This window comes from Bradyrhizobium sp. MI1.4, from assembly GCF_055811315.1.
On sequence record NZ_JBVVPP010000051.1, the window covers coordinates 31,658 to 53,684 of the forward strand.

General features: G+C 65.1%; 19 protein-coding genes. 14 read left to right on the forward strand and 5 right to left on the reverse strand.

Annotated elements, in window-relative coordinates; all coding sequences use genetic code 11:
• Position 1: 1 nt before the first annotated feature.
• The gene (locus AC0L23_RS32855) at positions 2-994 is read right to left on the reverse strand and encodes an alpha/beta fold hydrolase (protein ID WP_085357441.1); all 993 of its coding nucleotides are present in this window, start codon (positions 992-994) and stop codon (positions 2-4) included.
• Positions 995-1,182: 188 nt separating this feature from the next.
• On the opposite strand from AC0L23_RS32855, the gene AC0L23_RS32860 reads away from it, so the two are divergent.
• Complete coding sequence (locus AC0L23_RS32860) at positions 1,183-1,764, forward strand: helix-turn-helix domain-containing protein (protein WP_085349696.1); 582 nt, start codon at positions 1,183-1,185, stop codon at positions 1,762-1,764.
• A gap of 10 nt (positions 1,765-1,774) precedes the next feature.
• On the forward strand, positions 1,775-2,242 hold the full coding sequence (locus tag AC0L23_RS32865) for a GNAT family N-acetyltransferase (protein WP_085384941.1): 468 nt from the start codon (positions 1,775-1,777) through the stop codon (positions 2,240-2,242).
• A gap of 1 nt (position 2,243) precedes the next feature.
• Here the strand turns inward: AC0L23_RS32865 and AC0L23_RS32870 are convergent, their stop codons facing one another.
• The gene (locus AC0L23_RS32870; RefSeq protein ID WP_085349698.1) at positions 2,244-2,771 is read right to left on the reverse strand and encodes a DUF1003 domain-containing protein; all 528 of its coding nucleotides are present in this window, start codon (positions 2,769-2,771) and stop codon (positions 2,244-2,246) included.
• A gap of 111 nt (positions 2,772-2,882) precedes the next feature.
• Here AC0L23_RS32870 and AC0L23_RS32875 point away from each other — a divergent pair, with 111 nt between their 5' ends.
• The 8 genes from AC0L23_RS32875 to AC0L23_RS32910 all read left to right on the forward strand — a co-directional run bounded on the left by AC0L23_RS32875 (position 2,883) and on the right by AC0L23_RS32910 (position 11,611).
• A complete protein-coding gene (locus AC0L23_RS32875; RefSeq protein WP_085349699.1) occupies positions 2,883-3,941 on the forward strand; it encodes a LacI family DNA-binding transcriptional regulator in 1,059 nt (352 codons plus the stop codon).
• An 82-nt stretch (positions 3,942-4,023) separates the two neighbouring features.
• Positions 4,024-5,478 carry a xylulokinase gene (gene xylB, locus AC0L23_RS32880; RefSeq protein ID WP_085349700.1) on the forward strand — a complete coding sequence of 485 codons (1,455 nt, stop codon included), beginning with the start codon at positions 4,024-4,026 and terminating at the stop codon, positions 5,476-5,478.
• Complete coding sequence (xylA, locus tag AC0L23_RS32885) at positions 5,479-6,801, forward strand: xylose isomerase (protein ID WP_085349701.1); 1,323 nt, start codon at positions 5,479-5,481, stop codon at positions 6,799-6,801. It abuts the gene before it with no gap.
• Between the two features lie 12 nt (positions 6,802-6,813).
• The gene (locus AC0L23_RS32890) at positions 6,814-7,572 is read left to right on the forward strand and encodes an ATP-binding cassette domain-containing protein (protein ID WP_085349702.1); all 759 of its coding nucleotides are present in this window, start codon (positions 6,814-6,816) and stop codon (positions 7,570-7,572) included.
• On the forward strand, positions 7,572-8,654 hold the full coding sequence (locus AC0L23_RS32895; RefSeq protein WP_018460100.1) for an ABC transporter permease: 1,083 nt from the start codon (positions 7,572-7,574) through the stop codon (positions 8,652-8,654). Before AC0L23_RS32890 ends, AC0L23_RS32895 begins: the two co-directional genes overlap by 1 nt.
• A 94-nt stretch (positions 8,655-8,748) precedes the next feature.
• Positions 8,749-9,681 (forward strand): sugar-binding protein, encoded by a 933-nt coding sequence (locus tag AC0L23_RS32900; RefSeq protein ID WP_085384955.1) that lies wholly within the window; start codon positions 8,749-8,751, stop codon positions 9,679-9,681.
• A 103-nt stretch (positions 9,682-9,784) separates the two neighbouring features.
• Positions 9,785-10,759, forward strand: coding sequence for an aldo/keto reductase (locus tag AC0L23_RS32905; protein ID WP_473357934.1), 975 nt, complete (start codon positions 9,785-9,787; stop codon positions 10,757-10,759).
• A 3-nt stretch (positions 10,760-10,762) separates the two neighbouring features.
• Positions 10,763-11,611 (forward strand): amidohydrolase family protein, encoded by an 849-nt coding sequence (locus tag AC0L23_RS32910; RefSeq protein ID WP_085357439.1) that lies wholly within the window; start codon positions 10,763-10,765, stop codon positions 11,609-11,611.
• 21 nt (positions 11,612-11,632) lie between these two features.
• Here the strand turns inward: AC0L23_RS32910 and AC0L23_RS32915 are convergent, their stop codons facing one another.
• The gene (locus AC0L23_RS32915) at positions 11,633-12,436 is read right to left on the reverse strand and encodes an ATP-grasp domain-containing protein (protein ID WP_085357438.1); all 804 of its coding nucleotides are present in this window, start codon (positions 12,434-12,436) and stop codon (positions 11,633-11,635) included.
• A 407-nt stretch (positions 12,437-12,843) separates the two neighbouring features.
• Here AC0L23_RS32915 and AC0L23_RS32920 point away from each other — a divergent pair, with 407 nt between their 5' ends.
• The 3 genes from AC0L23_RS32920 to AC0L23_RS32930 all read left to right on the forward strand — a co-directional run bounded on the left by AC0L23_RS32920 (position 12,844) and on the right by AC0L23_RS32930 (position 15,885).
• Positions 12,844-13,617: a ferredoxin--NADP reductase gene (locus AC0L23_RS32920; protein WP_018460095.1), complete on the forward strand. Its 774-nt coding sequence runs from the start codon at positions 12,844-12,846 to the stop codon at positions 13,615-13,617.
• A gap of 218 nt (positions 13,618-13,835) precedes the next feature.
• Positions 13,836-15,545, forward strand: coding sequence for an FMN-binding glutamate synthase family protein (locus AC0L23_RS32925; protein WP_198957634.1), 1,710 nt, complete (start codon positions 13,836-13,838; stop codon positions 15,543-15,545).
• Between the two features lie 97 nt (positions 15,546-15,642).
• Entirely contained in the window at positions 15,643-15,885 is a 243-nt protein-coding gene (locus tag AC0L23_RS32930; RefSeq protein WP_085357437.1) for a PilZ domain-containing protein, read from the forward strand.
• Between the two features lie 214 nt (positions 15,886-16,099).
• On the opposite strand, the gene AC0L23_RS32935 is transcribed toward AC0L23_RS32930, so the two are convergent.
• On the reverse strand, positions 16,100-17,395 hold the full coding sequence (locus AC0L23_RS32935; protein WP_085349708.1) for a hemolysin family protein: 1,296 nt from the start codon (positions 17,393-17,395) through the stop codon (positions 16,100-16,102).
• Positions 17,396-17,633: 238 nt separating this feature from the next.
• On the opposite strand from AC0L23_RS32935, the gene AC0L23_RS32940 reads away from it, so the two are divergent.
• Entirely contained in the window at positions 17,634-19,709 is a 2,076-nt protein-coding gene (locus AC0L23_RS32940) for a methyl-accepting chemotaxis protein (protein ID WP_085357436.1), read from the forward strand.
• Positions 19,710-19,728: 19 nt separating this feature from the next.
• Here the strand turns inward: AC0L23_RS32940 and AC0L23_RS32945 are convergent, their stop codons facing one another.
• Positions 19,729-21,711: a carbohydrate porin gene (locus tag AC0L23_RS32945; protein WP_085357435.1), complete on the reverse strand. Its 1,983-nt coding sequence runs from the start codon at positions 21,709-21,711 to the stop codon at positions 19,729-19,731.
• Positions 21,712-22,027 lie beyond the last annotated feature (316 nt).

The following is a 22,027-nucleotide window of genomic DNA, read 5'->3' on the forward strand; positions in this document are numbered from 1 at the left end:
TTTAGTTCGGCAGGCTCCGCAGAAATTCCACGATCGCCGCGTTCACCTCCGCCGGCCGTTCCTGCTGCGTCCAGTGTCCGCACCCCGGTAGCATCTTGATCTCGCGTAATTGCGGCACCCATTGCTTCATGTTGGCAACGTGCTCGGCGGCGCCAGGGAAGGCCATGACCATGTCGTAGTCGCCGGCGATGAAGAGCGAGGGCACGACCACCTTGACGCCCTCGAAGGCGCCCATCAGCTCCCAGTTGCGATCGATGTTGCGATAGTAGTTGAGCGGTCCGCGAAACCCACTATGGGCAAATTCGGCGCCGTAATAGTCGAGGTCCGCGCTGCTCAGCCACGACGGCAGCGGCACCTGCACCTTCGGCAGCATGCCGTCCTTGCGAGAGACCATGCCGACACCGGCGGTCCGCCCTTGACGCTCGGCATTGGCGCGGATCACCGCCGCGCCTTCGCCGGAACCGCCATAGAGCATCGCGCCGAGCGTTGCGCGCGTATCCCTTTCGAATTCTGCTTCGGCGACACCCGGCTCCTGGAAATACAGTTGATAGAACTGCGCATCCGCCGTCTGTGGCATTACGCTCGTCGGCCGCACCGGACTGCGTGGTCGATAGGGCACGCTAAGAATGGCGGCGGCGCGGAAGCGGTCGGGCCGCAGGCGCGCCGTGTGCCAGGCGATCGTCGCGCCCCAGTCGTGCCCGACGATGACGGCGTCCTTCGCCTCGAAAGCGTCGAACACGCCGACGAGGTCGCCGACCATGTGGAGGATCGTGTACTGGTCGATGGCTTCGGGCCGGTCGCTCTTGCCGTAGCCGCGCATGTCAGGGGCGACCGCGCGGAAACCGGCTGCCCCCAGCGCCTCGAGTTGGTGACGCCAGGAGTACCAACCTTCCGGAAAGCCGTGGCAGAGCAGCACCATCGGCCCCTTGCCCTGCTCGGCGACGTTGAGGCTGATGCCGTTGGCCTTGATCGTCCGCTGCGTCGGTTCGCCCATGTCGCCGCCTCCCGGTCATCGTCGTTGGGTCTATCCTAGTCGGCCCTATAGGCTCCGCAAAGTTTCTAATATATTGGCCCCTCGCTTCCGGCACGCACGCATCGCCCAGCTTAAGCTTCTCGCGGCCATGATGGGTGCGGTCCTCGTGTCGGCAATGTTCGGATCAGAGACCAGGACCTGCAAAGAAAATGGACCAGCAGAAACTCGATCGCGCGATCGGTCGTCGCTTGAAGACGCTTCGGACGCAGGCCGGCATGACGCTGAATGAGCTTGCCGCGCGCTCCGGCGTCAGCCGGGCCATGATCGGGCGGGTGGAGCGGGCGCAGAGCAGTGCGACGGCTGCGCTGCTGGGAAAACTCTGCGCCGCGCTCGACGTGTCGCTCAGCGACGTCGTCGCGCTGGCCGAAAAGCCGCCGGAGCGGCTGGTGCGGCTCGCCGACCAGCCGCACTGGCGCGATCCCGACAGCGGCTATCGCCGCCGTCACGCGTCGCCCACGGACGCGGCGAGCGGCATCGAGATCATCGTCGTCGATTTGCCGGCCGGTGCGCGGGTGCCATACAGCCCTTGGGGCCGCAATGCCTTCACCCAGCAGCTGCTGATGCTGGAGGGCGCGATCGCCGTGCACATCGACGCCAAGGCGGTTCGCCTGCGCGAAGGCGACTGTCTCGACTTCGATGTGATGCGCGCGGTGATCTTCGAGAACGAGACCAGACAGGACGCGCGCTACGTCATCATCACGCGCCGCGGCGCGTCCTACGGCAAGATGTGAGACCGTGACGATGCAGATCCGCACCGGCGACACCTTTGATCCGCGCGTCATCGCGCTGCTCGATCATCACGTCACGGCGGCGCGGGCGCAGACCGCGCCGGGCAGCGCCCATGCGCTCGATCTCTCCGGACTGCGCGCGCCCGACATCGCGTTCTGGACCGGCTGGGACGGCGAGACGCTGGTCGCCGTCGGTGCGCTGAAGACGCTGTCAGCCGAGCACGGCGAGGTGAAATCGATGCACACGCTCCAGACCACGCGGCGGCGCGGCTTTGGCGGTGAGATGCTCCGCCACATCGTCACAGAAGCCCGCGCGCGCGGCATGGCGCGGCTCAGCCTCGAGACCGGCTCGTGGGACTATTTCAAGCCGGCGCTCGCGCTCTACCGGGCGCATGGCTTTGTCCTCTGCGGCCCGTTCGAGGGCTATGTCGAGGATCCCAACAGCCTGTTCCTGACCCTCGACCTGTCGGCCAGCCGATAGCTCAGGAGCGCGTCTCCTCGATCCTGTCGAGCACGCGCTCGGGGGCGATGTCGCGGCTTGCCTCCTCCAGATCCCGTTTCGAGTCGGGCTGGACATCGAGCCGCTCGGCCATCTGCGTAAGGAGGCGGGCAACCTTGGTCAATTCGTGCTCGGCGAGAAGGCTGATCTGGAGATCGAGATCGGCGCGCTTGTCCGCTGCTGCACTCATGCGGTTCTGCGAGATCAGCACGAATGTCGATAGGAAGATCGCCTCGACCGAAGCAATCATCGCCAGCACTACGAAGCTCTCGTCCCAGGCCGGGATTCCCGGCAGCCAATGCAGATTGGCGATGATCCAGAAGCCGAACACAGCGACATGGAGATAGACGAACGCCATGCTGCCGGTGAACGCCGTGATCGCATCGGCAAGCTTTTCCTGACCCTTGGCAGCGCGCTGCTCCCGGCGGCGGCGCTCGACCAGGGCCTGGATGTTGCGCTCGAGCGTCGGGCTCAATCCCTCGCCCGGATCATGGGTGATATCGTTATGCACAGGCGGCAACGGCGGACGGGAAAGGCTGTTCCTGGGCTGAGCTGCGGGAAAATGGCTGCCGCCTCTCAAAATGAGTTGCGTACCTCAAAACACCTCTGCTAGCCTTCAGCCATGGCCGAGACGCTCACCACGACCGCGCTGACGCTGAAGGACATCGCCCGCCAGGCCGGCGTCAGCCTCGCGACGGTGGACCGCGTCCTGCACAATCGGCCGGGCGTGCGGCCGGATACGGTCCGGCGCGTCAAGGAGGCGATCGAGCGCAATTCGTTCCAGCCGCACGTGGCCGCCGCCGAGCTCGCCCGCGGCCGCGCCCGCCGTTTCGCCTTCGTGATGCCGTCGGGGCCGAACCCGTTCATGCAGCAGATCCAGGATTATCTCGGTGAGATGTCGGGCTGGTTGTCGTCCCGCCGCCTCGGCGTCGAGACCGTCGCGACCGACGTGTTCGATCCGTCCATGCTCGCGGCATCCCTGGAAGGGCTCTCGGATGATTACGACGGTGTCGCTGTGGTGGCGCTGGATCATCCCAGGGTCCGCGCCGCGATCGACGATCTCGTCGATGCCGGCGCCAAGGTCGTGACGCTGGTCTCGGACGTGCCGTCGTCGCGCCGGCACCATTATGTCGGCATCGACAACATTGCTGCGGGGCGGACTGCCGGCGCGCTGGTCGGGCGGCTGGTCGGACAAAAGTCCGGCAAGGTCGCGATCGTCGCGGGCTCGCAGGGCCTGCGCGATCATGCCGAGCGCATTTTTGGCTTCAACCAGGTGATGGCGTCGGAATTCCCCGGCCTCAGCGTGCTGCCGGTGCTCGAAGGGCGCGACGAGGACGCGCGTTCGGAGCAGGTGTTGACGCGGCTGTTGAGCCGGCATGCCGACATCGTGGGTCTTTATAATGTCGGCGCCGGTACGCAAGGCGTCGCCAACGCGTTGAATGAAAAGGCGTTGAGCGATGCCAGTCGCGACAAGCAGGTGGTGTTCGTCGGACACGACCTCACCGCGTTGACGCGTCGGCTGCTGCTGCAGGGCGTGATGCATGCCGCTATCTCGCAGAACCCCGGACACGAAGCGCGCGCCGCCGTGCGCGTGCTGCTCGCGCTCGCCCGTGGCGAGCCGATCTTGCGCGAACAGGAGAAGATCAGGATCGACATCGTGATGCGGGACAATCTGCCTTAGCGGCAGGTGGAATTCAAAACGACCCGTTGCGGATAAGGCGACTTTGAGTTCGCGCACCGCAACAGGCGAAAGGGAGGACGGCGTGTATCTCGGAATCGACATCGGCACATCAGGTGTGAAAGCGGTGCTCGTGAGCGAAGCCGGCGCGGTTGTCGCGACGGCGGCGCGCGAGCTTGCGCTGTCGCATCCCGCGCCGCTGTGGTCCGAGCAGGATCCCGATGCCTGGGTCGATGCGGCGGTCGGCGCGGTCGACGATCTGGCCGCCCGCCATCCGCGCGAGGTCGCACGGGTGCGCGGCATCGGGCTATCCGGCCAGATGCATGGCGCGACGCTGCTGGACGAGGACGGACGGCCGCTGCGTCCCGCGATCCTCTGGAACGACGGCCGCTCGCACGCCGAATGCGTCGCGCTGGAGCGGCGCTGCCCGTCGCTGCACACGATCGCCGGCAATCTGGCCATGCCCGGCTTCACCGCGCCGAAGCTGCTCTGGGTCGCCAGGCACGAGCCGAAAATCTTCGCGCGGGTCGCAAAGGTGCTGCTGCCGAAGGCCTATGTCCGCTATCGCCTGACCGGCGAGATGGTCGAGGACATGTCGGACGCGGCCGGCACGCTGTGGCTCGACGTCGGTCTGCGCCGCTGGTCGCCCCTGCTGCTGCATGCCACCGGGCTCGATCTCCATCACATGCCACGCCTAGTCGAGGGCAGCGACGTCAGCGCGACGCTCGCGCCGGACTGTGCGCAACGCTGGGGCATGGCAAAGGATGTCGTGATCGCTGGCGGCGCCGGCGATAATGCCGCGAGCGCGATCGGGCTCGGCGCCATCGCGCCGGGCGATGCGTTTCTGTCGCTTGGCACATCCGGCGTGGTGTTCCGCGTCACCGATCGGTTTGCACCGGCGCCGGCCGCGGCGGTCCATGCGTTCTGTCACGCGCTGCCCGGCCGCTGGCATCAGATGGGCGTGATGCTGTCGGCGGCGGCTTCGCTGGCCTGGCTCGCGGGCGTGATGGAGACGCCGGCGCCAGCGCTGCTCGCGCCGCTCGGCGAGCGCGTCGATGGACCGAGTCCGGTCAAATTCCTGCCTTATCTCGACGGTGAGCGCACGCCGCACAACGACGCCGCCGCCAGCGGTGCCTTCGTCGGCCTGCGCGGTGCGACCGGGCGCTCCCAGATCGTTCAGGCGGTGCTCGAAGGCGTCGCCTTCGCCGCGCGCGACAATCTGGCGGCACTGAGCGCGGCGGGCGGGCCGCTTCCCGAGGTTGATCTCGTCGGCGGCGGCTCGCGCTCGCCGCTGTGGGCGCAGATCTGCGCCGATGTGCTCGGCATCCCCGTCCACCGCGTCGAGGAGGGCGAGGTCGGAGCGGCGCTCGGCGCCGCCAGGCTCGGACGGCTCGCCGCCACCGGCGAAGACGCGGCTGCGGTTTGCACCCGTCCGCGGCGGCTCGCGAGCTTTACGCCTCGCGCATCGGTCAGCGCGGCCTATGACGAGGCCTATCGCCGCTGGCGCGAACTTTATCCCGCGTTGAAGGAGTGTGCCTGAGTGACTGCGTCAGTGAAATTCTTCGATACAAGTGTACCTGTCGCCTTCGCCGGCGGAGATGCGGGCAACACGCCTGCCTTCCGCTGGTACGACAAGGACCGCCTCATCCATGGCCGCAGGATGGAAGACCATCTGCGCTTTGCGGTCTGCTACTGGCACTCCTTGTGCTGGCCCGGCGGCGATCCCTTTGGCGGCGAGACGTTAATGCGGCCCTGGCACCACGGCACCGATGCAATGGCGCAGGCGCACGCCAAGGCCGACGTCGCCTTCGAGTTGTTTCGCCTGCTCGACGTGCCCTTCTTCACCTTCCACGACGTTGATGCGGCGCCGGAAGGCAACTCGCTTGGCGAATCCGTCGCCAACCTCAATGCCATCGCCGATCTGTTCGAAGCGAAGATGGCCGCAAGCAAGGTGCGCCTGCTCTGGGGCACCGCCAATTTGTTCACGCATCGCCGCTACATGGCGGGTGCGGCCACCAATCCAGACCCGGAGATATTCACCTATGCCGCCGGCCAGGTCCGCGCCGCGCTGGAGGTGACGCACAGGCTCGGCGGCCAGAACTACGTGCTGTGGGGCGGGCGCGAGGGCTACGAGACGCTGCTCAACACCGATCTCAAGCGCGAGCTCGACCAGCTCGGCCGCTTCGTCTCGCTCGTCGTCGAGCACAAGCACAAGATCGGCTTCAAGGGACCGATCCTGATCGAGCCGAAGCCGAAGGAGCCGACCAAGCATCAATATGATTTCGACGTCGCCACCTGCTACGGCTTCCTCGCGCGTTACGACCTGCTGAAGGACGTCAAGCTCAACATCGAGCAGAACCACGCCATCCTCGCCGGCCACTCCTTCCATCACGAGGTCGCGCTGGCGGAGGCGCTGGGTGTGTTCGGCTCGCTCGACATCAACCGCGGCGACGATCTGCTCGGCTGGGACACTGACCAGTTCGCGATGAACGTGCCCGAGCTTGCCCTGGTGTTCCACGAGCTCCTGAGCCGCGGCGGCTTCAGCTCCGGCGGGCTGAATTTCGACGCCAAGATCCGCCGCCAATCGATCGATCCCGACGATCTGATCCATGCCCACGTCGGCTCGATGGACGCCTGCGCGCGGGCGTTGCTCGCCGCTGCGGACATGCTCGACGCCGGCGTGCTCACTGGGCCGCTCGCGAAACGCTACGAGGGATGGGCCGGACCCGAGGGCCGCGCCATTCTCGGCGGCCAGCGCTCGCTTGCCGAACTTGCCGACCGCGCGCACGGCCCGGGCTTTGACCCGCAGCCGCGCTCGGGCCGGCAGGAATATCTGGAATCCCTCGTCAACCGCTACGTCTGAGGAAGGCCGCTGATGATAAATGCACAAGCGACACCGGTCCTCGAGCTGGCCGGCATCGGCAAGGAGTTCGGCGCGATCCGCGCGCTGCATGATGTCGACATGCAGGTCCTTCCCGGCGAGGTCGTCGGCCTGATGGGCGACAACGGCGCGGGCAAGTCGACGCTGGTCAAGATCATCGCCGGCAATTTCCGCCCCAGCCACGGCGAAATCCGCTTCGCGGGCAGCGCGGTTCATTTCAACCGGCCCATCGATGCCCGCGGCGTCGGCATCGAGGTGGTCTATCAGGACCTTGCGCTCGCCGACAATCTCACCGCAGCGGCCAACGTCTTTCTCGGCCGCGAGCTGAAGCGCAGGATCGGGCCGTTCGCGTTGCTCGACCACAAGGCAATGGCGGCGCGTGCGCTGGAGCTGTTCGGCGAGCTACGCTCGGAGACGCGCCCCGACGATCTCGTCAAGCAGATGTCGGGCGGCCAGCGCCAGGCGGTTGCGATCGCGCGGACGCGGCTCTCCAACGCGAAGCTGGTGATGATGGACGAGCCGACGGCCGCGATCTCGGTACGCCAGGTCGAGCAGGTGCTCGGCCTGATTCACCGGCTGAAGGAGCAGGGCGTTGCCGTGATGCTGATCTCGCATCGCATGCCCGACGTGTTCGCGGTGTGCGATCGAGTTATCGTCATGCGCCGCGGCGAAAAGCGGGCCGACAAGTCCATCCACCAGACCTCCCCCGAGGAAGTCACCGCCCTGATCACCGGCGCGAAGGAGGCGGCGTGATGGCCATGCCCATGGAATCTCCGATCACCTTCTCGAACATCGGCAAGATTAGATGGTGGCAGCGCGGCATTTTCGCGTCCCAGACCGGCTATGTCCTGCTCGCGCTGGCGGTGCTGCTGGTGGTCATGCATTTCGCCAGCCCGTACTTCTTCACCGAGGGCAACATGCAGAACGTGGCGAAGAATTTCTCCTTCATCGCTATCGCTACCCTCGGCGTCACCTTCGTGATCATCACCGGCGGCATCGATCTGTCGGTCGGCTCGATGATGTGCTTCTCCGCCATGATCACCTCGATGGTGATGACCGAGCTGTCGGCGCCCGGCTCGCCGGCGGGATCCCTGTTCGTGCACATGGCGGCCGACGGCAAGACCGTGCTCGCCAATGTCCCTGGCCTGATCCTGGTGGTCTCGCTCCTCGCCGGCCTCGGCGTCGCGCTGCTCGCCGGCCTCGTCAACGGCTTCTGTATCGCGGTGCTCGGCCTGTCGCCGTTCGTCACCACCCTCGGCATGCTCTCGATCGTGCGCGGGCTCGGCTATGTCGTCTCCAACGGACGGGGCAGCTTTCCCGGTGGGCCGGATGCCGGTTATTTCTACGCGCTCACCTCCGGCGACGTGCTCGGCGTGCCCGTGCCATTCATTTATCTGATCGTCCTCGCGCTGGCGATGGCCGTGGTGCTGCACCACAGCTCGTTCGGCCGTCACGTGTTCGCGCTCGGCGGTAACGAGAAGGCGGCCGAACTCACCGGCATCCCGGTCGTGCGGGTGAAGATCGAGGTTTATGTGATCTGCGCGCTCGCCGCAGGCCTCCAGGGCATCATCATCTCGGGCTGGCTCGGATCGGCGCCGGCCAACATGGCGACGTCCTACGAGCTCAACGTGATCGCTGCGGCCGTCATCGGCGGTGCCAATCTCGCCGGCGGCATCGGTGGTCCACTCGGCGCCATCGTCGGCTGCGTGCTGCTCGAGGTGATCCGCAACGGCCTCGTGCTCGCCCAGGTCAGCTCCTACTGGCAGCAGACGCTGGTGGGCGTGATCATCATCCTGGCCGTATTGGTCGACCGCATCCGCTCGCGGATGATCTGAAACGACGTCGTTCCGGGACGGCAACGAAAATGCCGCCTGTCCACTTCCCGGACGATCTTGAGAGGACAGGCGCCAAAGAAGGGTGGAGGAGACGATGAGGAAATTTCTACTTGCCGGCATCGCGGTGGCGATGATGGCTACGCCGGCGTTTGCCGCAAACTACCGGTTCGTGATCGTGCCCAAGGCGATGAACAATCCGTTCTTCGACTTCGCGCGCGACGGCTGCCTGAAGCGTGCCAAGGAGCTCGGCAATATCGAGTGCATCTACAAGGGGCCGGTCGAGCACGAGCCGGCGACGCAGGCCCAGATCATCCAGGACTTCGTCACCCAGAAGGTCGACGGCCTCGCCATCTCGGTTGCCGACGTCGCGGCGATGACCAAGTCGATCGACGCGGCGACCGCGGCCGGCATCCCTGTCATCACCTTCGACGCCGATGCGCCCGGCGCCAAGCGCATCGCCTATATCGGCACCAACAACAAGGAGTTCGGCGTCGCCCTCGGCAAGGAGCTCCTGAAGCTGCGGCCCGACGGCGGCAAATACGCCATGGTTTCGGGTGGTCCCGGCGCCAAGAACCTCGCCGAACGCGTTGACGGCGTGCGCGAGGCGCTGAAGGGCTCGAAATGGACCGAGGTCGCGGGCTCTCCAACGTTCTGCAACGACGATCCCGCGCTGGCGGTTCAGCAGATGACTGACATGCGTACCGCGACGCCCGACCTCGCCGCAATCGTTCCCATCGGCGGCTGGCCGATGTTCGCCCCCGAAGGCTTCAAGGCCTTCGCGTCCAGGTACAAGAAGGATATCGATTCCGGCAAGTTCACGCTTGTCGTGGCCGATACGCTGAAGATGCAGCTCGAGCTGTTGCGCGATGGCTACGCCAATGCGCTGGTCGGCCAGCGTCCGTTCGAGATGGGCGAGAAGGCGATGGACACGCTGCTCGCCATCAAGAAGGGCGAGAAGGTGCCGGAGATCGTTTATACCGGCCTCGATCTCGTGACCAAGGACAACGTTGCGCAGATGTTGAAGTAGGAGCGTCGCCAGCCCCGCGCTCCTGCGTGCCTCTCCCGCTTGCGCTTGTCGCAAGCGGGAGAGATGATTTTGGCTGTTGCGGAAGAGTGTTGAGGCAATGGGAATGAAAAGGTCGCGGCTCGGCTCGCTCGATGTCACCTCATTCGGCCTCGGTTCTGCCCCGCTCGGCGGATTGTTCACCCCCGTCAGCGATGCCGATGCGGAAGCGACCATCGCAAGCGCCTGGTCGCTCGGAATCCGCTTCTTCGACACCGCGCCGCTCTACGGCTTTGGCCTCGCGGAGCGACGCCTTGGCGCATTCCTGCGGCAACAACCCCGTGACTCCTACGCGATCTCGACCAAGGTCGGCCGTCTACTGCGTGCGCCCGATGGCGCTGCCGCCGAGGACGAGCATTACAAGGGCACGTCGCGCGAGCGGCCGGTGTTCGATTTCAGTTATGACGGCGTGATGCGGTCGGTGGAGGAAAGCCTGGCGCGGCTTGGGCTCGACCGCGTCGATGTCCTGCTCGTGCATGATCCCGACGATCACTATGACGACGCCGTCGCCGGCGCCTTCCGCGCGCTCCAGCGCCTGCGCGGGGACGGTACCGTCAAGGCGATCGGTGCGGGCATGAACCAGTCGGGCATGCTGGTCCGGTTTGCAGAGGCCGTTCCGGTCGACTGCTTCCTGCTCGCCGGCCGCTACACGCTGCTCGACCAGGGCGCGCTGGATGCGCTGTTCCCGGTCTGCGCGGCGAAGAATATCGGCATCCTGCTCGGCGGCATCTACAACAGCGGCATCCTGGCCAATCCGCACACGGGCGCGAAGTTCAATTATCAGGATGCCGATGCGGCACTCGTCGCCCGCGCGCTCGCGCTCGACGAGCTCTGCCGCAAGCACGGCACCGAGCTGAAAGCCGCCGCGCTGCAGTTCTGCATGGCCCATCCGGCAGTCACGGTCGCCGTGACGGGCGGGCGCAATGCCGCGGAAATTGCCGACAACATCACGATGTTGGAGGCAGTGCCGGCGGCGTTCTGGCAGGAGCTGCGTGGGCGAAAATTCGTCGATGCCCGCGCGCCATTGCCGGGCGGAGCGTAAGGCATGATCGTCGACGCTCACCAGCATTTCTGGGATCCCGCGCGCGCCGACTATCCCTGGATGGACGCGCCCGAGCTCACGCCGATCCGGCGTGCCTTCGGTCCGGCCGATCTCGCGCCGCTCTTGAAAGCCAACGGCATTAACGCGAGCATCCTGGTGCAGTGCCGCTCCGCCCTGGCGGAGACCGAGGAATTCTTGCGGATCGCGGATGCGACGCCCTCGGTGATTGGCGTCGTCGGCTGGGCTGATCTGACCGACGCTGCACTTGGCGAGACGCTGGACCGGCTGCGCGCTTTGCCCGGCGGCGACAAGCTGGTCGGCATCCGCCACCAGGTCCATGACGAGGCCGATCCGGAGTGGTTGTTGCGCGAGGACGTCCAGCGCGGCCTCACGGCCGTGTTTGCGCACGATCTCGCCTACGATTTCCTGGTCCGCATCCGCGAGCTGCCGGCCGCGATCGCAACCGCGCAAGCGTTCCCGCAGGCGCGCTTCGTGCTCGACCACGCAGCCAAGCCGCCGATTGCCGATGGTGGAAGCGACGAATGGTCCAATGGCATCGCGGCACTCGCGGCGTGCGGCAATGTCTGGTGCAAGGTCTCGGGGCTGGCGACGGAAGCGGTTTGGAGCGACTGGAATGCGGAGCTGCTGTTCCCGTTCGTCGCGCACGCCGCGACATGCTTTGGCGAGGATCGCCTGATCTTCGGCTCGGACTGGCCGGTATGTCTGCTCGCGGGGAGCTATGGTGAGATCAAGGGCGCGCTGGAGGCCTGCCTGATGAAGCTCGGGCCTCAGGTGCGGGAGAAGGCGTTCGGCGTGAACGCGAAGGCTGCGTATCGGTTGGCGGTTGGTTGAAGCCGACAGCGCGCGTGTCGCTCAGTGTTCGTCCCCAAACACCCGATCCAGCGCGGCATCGTACGTCCTCTGCACCAGCTCCGGATGCAGCTTCGCCAGCGTCTCCATCATCACGCCGGAATTGATCTCGAGCACGCGCCAGACGCCGTCAACGTGCACGAGGTCGATCGAGGCGAAGGTGATGCCGATGGCCTTGGCGGCGTCGATGGCGAGCTTTGCGCAGGCTGCGCGAAGGTCGCCGTCCTGCATCAGCACGGGCTTTGCCCCTGCATCGAGATTGTGCCGCCAATCCGAGCCACGCTGCTTGCTGTAGACGACGAGTGGCACATCATCGAGCAGGACCACGCGAACTTCGTCCTCGATCACGGCATAGGGCGAGATCACGAGTCCGGCGCTCATCGAAAAGGCTTCGTCAGCGGCATGATCGAGCTCTGTTTCCGTCGTGACCCTGAAGACGGATCGTCCCGACGTCCCCTCGTTCGGCTTCACCACCACGCCTTGCGGATTGTCGTGAAGCAGCGCCAGCATTGCCTCTCGCCAGCCAACGCCGACAACCTTCTCGCCTAACTTGGGGTTGAGGAACAGGCGATGGGGAATGCAGGGCACGCCCTCGAGCGCCAGCACCTCGGCGGTGGCCGATTTGTCGTTGGCCAGTCGGTGCGCGATGGCGCTGTTGAGGCCGATGTCGTAGCCGAACGCGAAGTGGCGCTGCTCGCCCCGGCGCATCGCGAGCAGCCAGCCATCGGCGCGGACATCGAGCGCGATGCCATGGTTCGCGCAATAGCGCTTGATCGCCTGGACGATGATCCGCTCGCTGCTCGCCATGTGTCTCTGTTGTCTCTGTCGCCAGTCGCAGTCGCCAGTTCCAGTCGCTCTTGGCGCCAAAAGCCGGAAGAATCCGGGAAACGGCGCCAACCCGAGAAAATCAGAGCTATTCTTAATGAAATTCTCGCGAGCGGGGCGGAAATTAAGTGCTGTATTCGGGCCCCGGAGGGAAAAGAAATTGCCCTCCGCATACGCCGGACAGCAGATCCACTAATGATGCGATCATTTCCGCCGCAAATGCCGGTTTGACCGGCATCAATTGCATCCGGAACGAGGTTGATTATTGGTCTCAATGGCGTAGATCACACTCGCGAAATCCTCCGCCATGGCAATGGTGTCCGCTCCGCTTTCAGGGGCCGGGCAACGCTTTTGCCCTAAAACCGCAATTATTCGGAATATCGAAAATCATGAGCGCGTTTTACCGAGAGAAGGTTCTTTCCGTCCAGCACTGGACCGACACCCTGTTCAGCTTTCGCGCAACCCGCGATTCCGGCTTCCGCTTCCAGAACGGCCAGTTCGCGATGATCGGCCTCGAGGTTGAGGGCCGCCCGCTGCTCCGCGCCTACAGCATGGCGAGCGCTAATCACGAGGAAGAGCTCGAGTTCTTCTCGATCAAGGTTCAGGACGGCCCGCTGACGTCGCGTCTCCAGAAGATCAAGGAAGGCGACACCATCCTGGTCGGCCGCAAGGCGACCGGCACGCTGATCACCGACAATCTCATTCCCGGCAAGCGGCTGCTGCTGCTCTCGACCGGCACCGGCCTCGCGCCCTTCGCCAGCCTGATCAAGGATCCCGAGGTTTACGACCAGTTCGACAGCATCGTGCTGGTGCACGGCTGCCGCCAGGTCTCCGAGCTCGCCTATGGCGAGAAGCTCGTCGCCGGTCTTCGCGAGGACGAACTGTTCGGGGAGTTGCTCGCGGACAAGCTCATCTACTACCCGACCGTGACCCGCGAGCCGTTCAAGAATCGCGGCCGCATCACCGACCTCATCAGCTCCGAGCAGATCTTCAACGACATCGGCCAGGGTCCGCTCGACATCGCGACCGACCGCATCATGATGTGCGGCAGCCCGGCGATGCTCGAAGAGCTGAAACTGATGTTCGAAGGCCGCGACTTCGTCGAGGGCTCAGGCAACAAGCCCGGCCATTTCGTGATCGAAAAGGCGTTCGTCGAGCGGTAGGCCCTCTCGGTCTCGTCCTGGCAAAAGCCAGGACGTTTGCCTGAGTAAAGCGCCTTGACCGGTTAATGCCCGTCCCTCCCGAGCCCTGCTGCACCGCAAAAGCCCGCCCATCGGGCTGATTGATTTGTCCCCGCCGAATTCGCTAGCGTGAAACAACCGCCGCGTCATATCCGTATGACAGGCGCGGGCGTATCGTACCGCCTCATGCTGGCGAGAGGATGGGAATCGTGGCCGACGAGAACAAAACGCAGGAATCGCCCAACCCGTCGGTCAAACGGCTGCCGCTGGCGGAAGAGGGGATCATGGAAACCCTGCTGCTGCCATTCTCTCCGCGCTTCATCGTCCTGACGATCTGCGCGGTGGTCACGGCGCTGCTGACCGGCATCGGATTTGCCGATGGCAAGATCTTCGACATCCTGCTGATCCCGATCCTGATCTTCGGCGCGCTGACGGCGCTTGGCGTCCGCGACCTCATGCAGAAGGGCCACGCCGTTCTGCGCAACTACCCGATCTCGGCCCATATCCGGTTTTTGCTCGAAGAGATACGCCCGGAGATGCGGCAGTATTTCTTCGAGAGCGAGAAGGACGGCATGCCGTTCTCGCGCGACATCCGTGCGGTGGTCTATCAGCGCGCCAAGATGCAGCTCGACAAGCGTCCGTTCGGCACCCAGGAGGACGTCTACCGCCAGGGTTATGAGTGGATGCATCACTCGGTCTCGCCGAAGACGCATGCCGAGGAGAAATTCCGCGTCACCATCGGCGGCCCGGATTGCGCCAAGCCGTATTCGGCTTCGGTATTCAACATTTCCGCCATGAGTTTTGGCGCGCTCAGCCCGAACGCCGTGCGCGCGCTGAATGCCGGCGCCAAGAAGGGCGGCTTCGCGCACGACACCGGCGAGGGCGGCTTCAGCCCCTATCACGCGGAGATGGGCGGCGACATCATCTGGGAGATCGGTTCGGGCTATTTCGGCTGTCGTCATCTCGACGGCGCCTTCGATCCCGAAGCCTTCGCGCGCGTCGCGACCCAGGACCAGATCAAGATGGTCGAGCTCAAGATCAGCCAGGGCGCCAAGCCCGGTCATGGCGGCGTGCTGCCGGCGGCGAAAGTCTCGGAGGAGATTTCCAAGATCCGCGGGGTCGCCATGGGCGAGGATTGCATCTCGCCGGCCTCGCATCGCGCCTTCTCGACGCCTGTCGGCATGATGAAGTTCATCGGCGAGATGCGAAAGCTCTCCGGCGGCAAGCCGACGGGCTTCAAGCTGTGCATCGGTCATCCCTGGGAATTCCTGGCGATCTGCAAGGCGATGATCGAGACCGGCATCTATCCCGACTTCATCGTTGTCGACGGCAACGAGGGTGGCACCGGCGCCGCGCCACTGGAGTTCATGGACCATCTGGGCATGCCGATGCGCGAGGGCGTCAGTTTCGTCCACAACGCGCTGATCGGCATCAACGCGCGCGACCGCATCAAGATCGGCGCCTCCGGCAAGATAGCCACCGCGTTCGACATGGCGCGCGCCATGGCGATCGGCGCGGACTACTGCAATTCGGCGCGCGGCTTCATGTTCTCGCTCGGCTGCATCCAGTCGCTGAGCTGCCACACCGACCGCTGCCCGACCGGCGTCGCGACGCAGGACCCGACGCGGGCGCGCGCACTCTATGTGCCGCTCAAGATCGACCGCGTGCACAATTATCACCTGGCGACGCTGCACTCGCTGACCGAGCTGATCGCCGCGGCCGGTCTCGAACATCCGCAGCAGCTGCGCCCGATCCACTTCTCCCAGCGCACCTCGACGACGGACGTGAAATCCTTCGCGCAGCTTTATCCGTCGCTGCGTCCGGGCGAACTGCTCGAAGGCACCGAAGACCCACGCTTCCGCGACGCCTGGCGGATGGCACGGACGGAGACGTTCCAGCCGGCGCTGTAGGACGCCGGTCCACTTGCAGGGCCGCGGCCGCGCGCGCAAAAGCATCGCGAGGGGGTGCGTTTAACGTTTGATTCAACTTTGGGTGTAGATTGTTCCCATGGACGAGCGGCGCGACAAGGCAAGGCATCGCGTGCTGAAGGCCGGAACGATCGAGTTCGGCGGCGGCGGCGCGATCGACTGCACTATCCGCAACCTGTCAGATACCGGCGCCGCGCTCGACGTCAGCAGTCCCGTCGGCATCCCCGACCATTTCAGCCTGCTTGTGCAGGCCGACGGAAAACATCTCGCCTGCACCGTGATCTGGCGCAAGGAAAAGCGGATCGGGGTGAGGTTCGGGTGAGGGTCTAGAGCTTGGCGCAAGCTCTAACCACAAACTCCGCCGTCGTCCCGGACAAGCGCCAGCGCAGATCCGGGACCCATACCGCGTGATCTGTCGATCATGCGCAGACAGCAGCACCGCGCAACTACCAGTCTTCGCCAAGCTCAATCCTGTGGCTATGGGTCCCGGATCTGCGCTCCGCTTCGCTGCGCTTGTCCGGGACGACGAGAGTGGCTCACCCCGTCTCTACTTCGCTCCGCCGGCTCGCCAGAATCTTGTCGATCCTCCGCCCGTCGAGATCGACCACCTCGATGTGCCAGTCGCCAAAGTCGAAGGCGTCGCCGACATCAGGCAGCACGTTGAACTGTTGCAGCACGAGGCCGGCGACGGTGTTGTAGCGGTGCGGCGGCAGTTCGATGCCGAGCAGCTCGCCGAATTCGTCGACCGGCATCCAGCCTGAGACCAGCAGCGAATCGTCCGCGCGCTTGACGTAGGCCGGTTCCGGCGGGCCTTCCTCGGAATGGAAGGCGCCGACAATGGATTCCAGAATGTCAGCCGTCGTCACGATGCCTTCGAAGGCGCCGTATTCGTCGTAGACGAGGCCGACATGCACCGGTGCAGCCTTCAGGATCGCCAGCACGTCGCGGGCATCGGCCGAGGCGGGAATGCCGGGCGCCTCGCGGACCAGCACGCGCAAATCCGGCGTGCGCTCGTTCATGAAGGCCACAAGCAGGTCCTTGGCCTGAAGCACGCCAATCGGCTTGTCGCGGTCGCCGTCGGACACCGGAAAGCGTGAATGCGGACTCTTGGCGATGGTCGCTTGAATGCTTTCCGGCGTATCGTTCAGGTCGATCTCGTTGACCTCCGTGCGCGGCGTCATAATCGCGCCGACCGGCCGGTCGCCGAGCCGCATCACGCCCGCGATCATCTCCTTTTCACCTGACTCGAGCACGCCTGCGTTTTCGGCTTCGCTGACGAGGTGATGGATCTCATCTTCTGACACTTTTTCTTCAGACTTGCCGCCATGGCCGAGCAGCGTGAGGATCAGCTTGCCGGAGAGATCGAGCAGGAAGACCAGCGGCAGCGAGACCTTCGCAAGCACGTGCATCGCGGGTGCAACCCTGACCGCGATGCTCTCGGGGTCGCGCAGCGCCACCTGCTTCGGCACCAGCTCGCCGACGATCAGGGTGGCGTAGGTGATGAGCGTGACGACCAGGCCCACTCCGACGATGTCGGCAATTCCTGCGGACAGGCCGAGCTCGAGCAGCCATTGCGTCAGCCGCTGTCCGAGCGTCGCGCCCGAGAACGCGCCGGAGAGCACGCCGACCAGCGTGATCCCGATCTGCACCGTCGAGAGGAATTTGCCGGGATCGGCCGCGAGCGTCAGCGCCCGCTCGGCGCCGCGGACGCCCTTGGCGGCGAGCATCGACAGCCGGGCCGGGCGCGACGAGACTACGGCCAGCTCGGACATGGACAGCAAGCCGTTGATGACGATCAGGACGACGACGATGGCGAGTTCGGCGGAGAGCATTGATGTTCCGAGGTAAGGGAGTGTGGCGAGGATGGCCGCACAGGTCTTGATATAGGTATTCGAGGAAGAAATGCCGATGATTCTGTCCCATCGGGCATCGCGAAGGAACTTCGGCGACCCCGTCCCCGAAGGCACTCCCCAATACCCCGCGGAACTACGGGCATGCCGTTGCTTAACGGGCTCTTAGCGGCCACCAGCTAGGTTCTCGGCATTTGCAGGAATGTATTCGGGGATCAGAATGCGGATCGGGAAGCTCTTTGCGCTGTCGATGCTGACGGTGACGGTGTTTGCAGTCATCCTTGGCGCCGAGGTGCTGATACCCCAGGCGCGCATCTTCACGAACCGCTCCGATGCGATCAAGACGGTCGAGGCCTTCGGTGCGACCCTGATGGTCAGTCAGCACGTTGCCGGCCTTCGTGCTCCCTACATTTCCCCGATCTTCCAGGAGAATTCTGCGACGCAGGTCCAGATCGAAGCCGCCGCAAAGGCGGCGAAAGCGGTCGATGGCGCGTTCGAGGGGGCAAGGCGCGCCATCATGGTGCTGGATGATTCCGGAGCGATGATCGAAAACCTGGACCGTACTGCGCGGCGGCTCAAGGATATCATCACGGCGGCAGATCGCGCGATGAGCGTGCCCCTGGCGACGCGCGACGGCGCTGTAATCAAGGGCTTCCTTCCAGGCGTTGCCGAGGTCATCGGCAATATCGAGCCGATCATGAACCGGCTTGAAGCCAAGGTCATCAATGCCGATTCCTCGCTTGCGGCGCTGTTGAGCCTGGCGCGAACGGCGCAGGATCTGCGCGTCTCGGCCGGCAGCCGCGCCGCCACGCTGTCGCCGGCGCTGAGCGCTCGCCGACCGCTCACGGCGGCCGAATTGTCGCTGATGGATCGGATGCAGGGACGTGTCGAGGCCGACCGCGAGCGCATCGAGGCCGGCATCGACCAGCTCGGAAGCCCGCCCCGGATCGCCACCGCGCTGAAGGCGGCGACGGATTCCTATTTCGGGAAAGCAGCCGCTGCCGTGGACAAGGAGATGCCCGCGGCACGTGGCGACGGCAAGTACGGCATCAATGCCGAAGAGCTGGCCAACATCATCGTCCCCGCCATCCAGATGTTCTACGGCGTCCGCGATGCCGCGCTGGCGGAAGCTGCCGAGCGCGCCTCGGCCGCGCGCGACGGCGCGCTGGCGATGCTCGCGCTCGCGGGCGTGGCGGTGCTGGCGCTGCTGGGGACACTCGGTGGCGTGACGATGATGTTGCGCAGGCGCGTGGTGACGCCGCTCAGCCGGCTCGCGGACGTGATCGCAACTCTTGCCGCCGGGCAGCACGAGGTCGAGATTCCCGTGACCGGCCGCAATGACGAGATCAGCCAGGTGGCGGGCTCGCTCCAGCACTTCAAGGATTCGCTCTCCGCCAAGAAGGCCGCCGATGAGGCCGCCGCGGTGGAAGCCGAGGCGAAGCTCCGGCGCAGCCAGCGCGTGGACCAGATCGCACGCGATTTCGAAGCGTTGATCGGCGACGTCATCAACACCGTGTCGTCGGCATCGTCGGAGCTGGAAGTGTCGGCGGGAACGCTGACGAGCACCGCCGATCAATCGGAAAAGGTCACCGCGACCGTTGCAGCCGCCTCCGAGCAGGCCTCCAGCAACGTGCAGACCGTCGCCGCGGCCGCGGAGGAAATGGCGTCCTCGGTCGACGAGATCAGCCGGCAGGTCCAGGACTCCGCGCGGGTGGCCGGCGAAGCGGTGCAGCAGGCTGCGCGGACCAACGACTATGTCGGCGAACTCGCCAAGGCGGCCGGCCGGATCGGCGACGTGGTCGAGCTCATCAGCCAGATCGCGGGCCAGACCAATCTTCTGGCGCTCAATGCAACGATCGAGGCGGCGCGCGCCGGCGAGGCCGGGCGCGGCTTCGCCGTGGTCGCCTCCGAGGTCAAGGCGCTCGCCGAGCAGACCGCCAAGGCCACCGGCGAGATCAGCCAGCAGATCACGGGAATCCAGAGCGCGACGCAGGATTCCGTCGGCGCCATCAAGTCGATCGGCGACACCATCACCCGCATGTCCGAGATCGCATCGGCGATCGCCTCCGCGGTCGAGCAGCAAGGCGCGGCGACGCGGGAGATTTCCCGCAACGTGCAGCAGGCGGCACGCGGCACCCAACAGGTCTCCGCCAGCATCGTCGACGTGCAGCGCGGCGCGAGCCAGACCGGATCGGCCTCCTCCACCGTGCTCGCGTCAGCGAAGTCGCTGTCCGGCGAGAGCGGCCGCCTCAAGGTCGAGGTCGGGAAGTTCCTGGACGCGATCCGGGCTGCGTAAGTCACGTAGCCGGAAGCGCTCAGAACTCGCCGTGTAGCCGCCCGGAAAATACCGACACCGGGCCGCGATCGGCGTTGTAGGCGGGGTTGACGATCAGCTGGTAGTCGGCAGTGAGGGTGAGACTCTTGTTCAGCGCATAGGCGTAATAGGTTTCGAGGATGCGCTCGCGGCGGTAGTTGAGCGCGCCGTCGCCGATGAGAACACCGAGGCCGCCGGCGGCCAGGAAGTCGCGATAGTCCTGCGAGATGGCATTGATGGCGCCGCCGACGCCGATCACGTCATCGGGCCGGCCCCATTTCGTGCCCTTGATCGAAAGACCGCCAGACAGGCTGCGGTGAATGTCGGTGAAGGCCAGCGTCTCGGTCTTGCCGTCGTTCCAGCTCCAACGGCCGAACAGACCGACATCCTCGGTGATCGCCTGCTCGAGGTTGAGCACGTAGCCATACTTCAGACGGCCGCGCCGGGTCTGCGCGATGTCGAGGTTGAGCGCGGGATTGTCCAGCGTCTCGCGGAAGCTGCCCATGTTGGCGCTGTCGAGCCAGCCTATGGTCCTGAGCTTGCCGGGTTGGCCAAGCAGGGAGAAGCGCGTTTCGAGCTCGAGCACGTACTGGCCGCGCTCGCCGACCCTGGTGTCGAAATGATTCGAATTGGACTCGGCGACCATCAGGAAGTAGCCGCCGCGCAACGCCCACTGCTTCTGATTCAGCTCGGCGGTGACGCCGTAGGTGAGGCCGACCTTGTCGGCGGAATAGTCGAAGGCGCCTGGCGCCCACAGCGACCAGTTCATGAAGTCCTTGCGGGTGTCCTTGGCGTAGGCGTTGCCGTCGAACACGTCGATCACCGGGAATTTGCCGGCCTGCACCGTGAGCCTGGATACGTCGACCTTCTGTCCGAGCTGCAACTGGCCGCTCGCGAGCTCTTCCTGCTCGCCGCCAAAGCCGAATGTCTGGCGCACGAACAGGCGCGATGTGTTGTAGTGCGGATAGGGGAAGTTCGACTTCTGCGCCTCGCCGTTGGGGAAACCGGCCGCGCCGACCGTGTCGTTCAATCCAAATCCCTGCAGCAGTTCGGGATTGTAGTAGACCTCGCCGCCGTCCCACAGCTTTGCGTTCAGGAACAGGCTGTTGCTCCAGGTCGCCTTGGCCTGCCTTGATGGCGAGAGCGAATTCGGCCCGGTGTAGAGGGCGGGGAACGACGGGTAGCCTTGCGGCAGATAAGTGCTCTGGCCGTGGATCTCCCAGCGATCCGATTCGGTGTCGATTAGCGAGCCGATCCCCAAGCTCTTGGGATTGTAGCCCGGCATGCCCGGCCAATCGACCTTGCGGTTGAGGCCGAGCCGGATCGTTTGGAAGTCGAGCGACGACGAATTGTATTGGGCACCTGTGGAGAAGGCGACATTGGCGCCGTCGAAGCGGCTATAGAGATATTCGAGCCGTGCGCTCCAATGCGGCGCAAAGCCGTATTCGATGCCGGCACCCGCGATCCAGCCGGGCCGCGTGTTCAGGATTTTCGGGACTGCTTCGCCTGCGGCCGGCGTGTCGAAATAGCGCTCGCCCATCCATGCAAAGCCGCCGGTGGCGTAGACCAGCCAGGGACCGCTGGTGTAGCCGACGCGGCCGCGCAGGCTCGCAGTGTAGTCCCATTGCTGCGTGACGGTGTTGGCGGGTGTCGCCAGGAAGGACACGATCGAGTTGGAAGTGATGTAGTTCGGAAACGAAAAATCGCCTTCGACGCCGAGGAGCCAGCCGGAATTGAGCCGGTAATTGTAGCCGGCCTGCACGCCGCCGATCATGCCGCTGAAGACGCCGCTGTCGCTAATGCCTGTGCCGTCGTTCAGCGCGAAGCGCGACGAGCCGAGGCTGTAGCCGGCATGCGCACCGATGTAGAGGCCGGTCCAGTCATAGACGGCCTTCAGCGCCGGTGCCTTCAGCGGCAGATCAGCCGCGCGGCTGCTGGCGGGCAAAGTCAAGACGCCCGTGGCAATCGCCGCGGCCGTTCGCAAATACCTGTAACGGTGACCCCTCAACGTCAAAACGCACGCCCCCAAAGCGAGTGTGTCCACTCGCCGCACTATCCCTGCCGATTCGCGGCGACCCTGTCATCAGGATTAGGTGCTCCGCGATCGGTCGAGATGATCTCGATCCGGCGCGATTTCTTCCCAAGCCCCTGAGTCTCTGGAAACCTTATTGCGATTAATTCGCAGTAGCAACTAGTGCGGATTGTCGCAGGAGATGGTTCGCACCGCGATGTGACGGGACTGCAACAAATTCCAAGGTCCAAAACGGTTGACCCCGCCCGGGGGGACATCCGGGCGGGGT

Coding starts and splice junctions, on each gene's coding strand:
- AC0L23_RS32855 (WP_085357441.1), bottom strand. CDS start 994: ATGGGCGAACCGACGCAGCGGACGATCAAGGCCAACGGCATCAGCCTC.
- AC0L23_RS32860 (WP_085349696.1), top strand. CDS start 1,183: ATGGACCAGCAGAAACTCGATCGCGCGATCGGTCGTCGCTTGAAGACG.
- AC0L23_RS32865 (WP_085384941.1), top strand. CDS start 1,775: ATGCAGATCCGCACCGGCGACACCTTTGATCCGCGCGTCATCGCGCTG.
- AC0L23_RS32875 (WP_085349699.1), top strand. CDS start 2,883: ATGGCCGAGACGCTCACCACGACCGCGCTGACGCTGAAGGACATCGCC.
- AC0L23_RS32890 (WP_085349702.1), top strand. CDS start 6,814: ATGATAAATGCACAAGCGACACCGGTCCTCGAGCTGGCCGGCATCGGC.
- AC0L23_RS32895 (WP_018460100.1), top strand. CDS start 7,572: ATGGCCATGCCCATGGAATCTCCGATCACCTTCTCGAACATCGGCAAG.
- AC0L23_RS32900 (WP_085384955.1), top strand. CDS start 8,749: ATGAGGAAATTTCTACTTGCCGGCATCGCGGTGGCGATGATGGCTACG.
- AC0L23_RS32905 (WP_473357934.1), top strand. CDS start 9,785: ATGAAAAGGTCGCGGCTCGGCTCGCTCGATGTCACCTCATTCGGCCTC.
- AC0L23_RS32910 (WP_085357439.1), top strand. CDS start 10,763: ATGATCGTCGACGCTCACCAGCATTTCTGGGATCCCGCGCGCGCCGAC.
- AC0L23_RS32915 (WP_085357438.1), bottom strand. CDS start 12,436: ATGGCGAGCAGCGAGCGGATCATCGTCCAGGCGATCAAGCGCTATTGC.
- AC0L23_RS32920 (WP_018460095.1), top strand. CDS start 12,844: ATGAGCGCGTTTTACCGAGAGAAGGTTCTTTCCGTCCAGCACTGGACC.
- AC0L23_RS32925 (WP_198957634.1), top strand. CDS start 13,836: ATGGGAATCGTGGCCGACGAGAACAAAACGCAGGAATCGCCCAACCCG.
- AC0L23_RS32930 (WP_085357437.1), top strand. CDS start 15,643: ATGGACGAGCGGCGCGACAAGGCAAGGCATCGCGTGCTGAAGGCCGGA.
- AC0L23_RS32935 (WP_085349708.1), bottom strand. CDS start 17,395: ATGCTCTCCGCCGAACTCGCCATCGTCGTCGTCCTGATCGTCATCAAC.
- AC0L23_RS32940 (WP_085357436.1), top strand. CDS start 17,634: ATGCGGATCGGGAAGCTCTTTGCGCTGTCGATGCTGACGGTGACGGTG.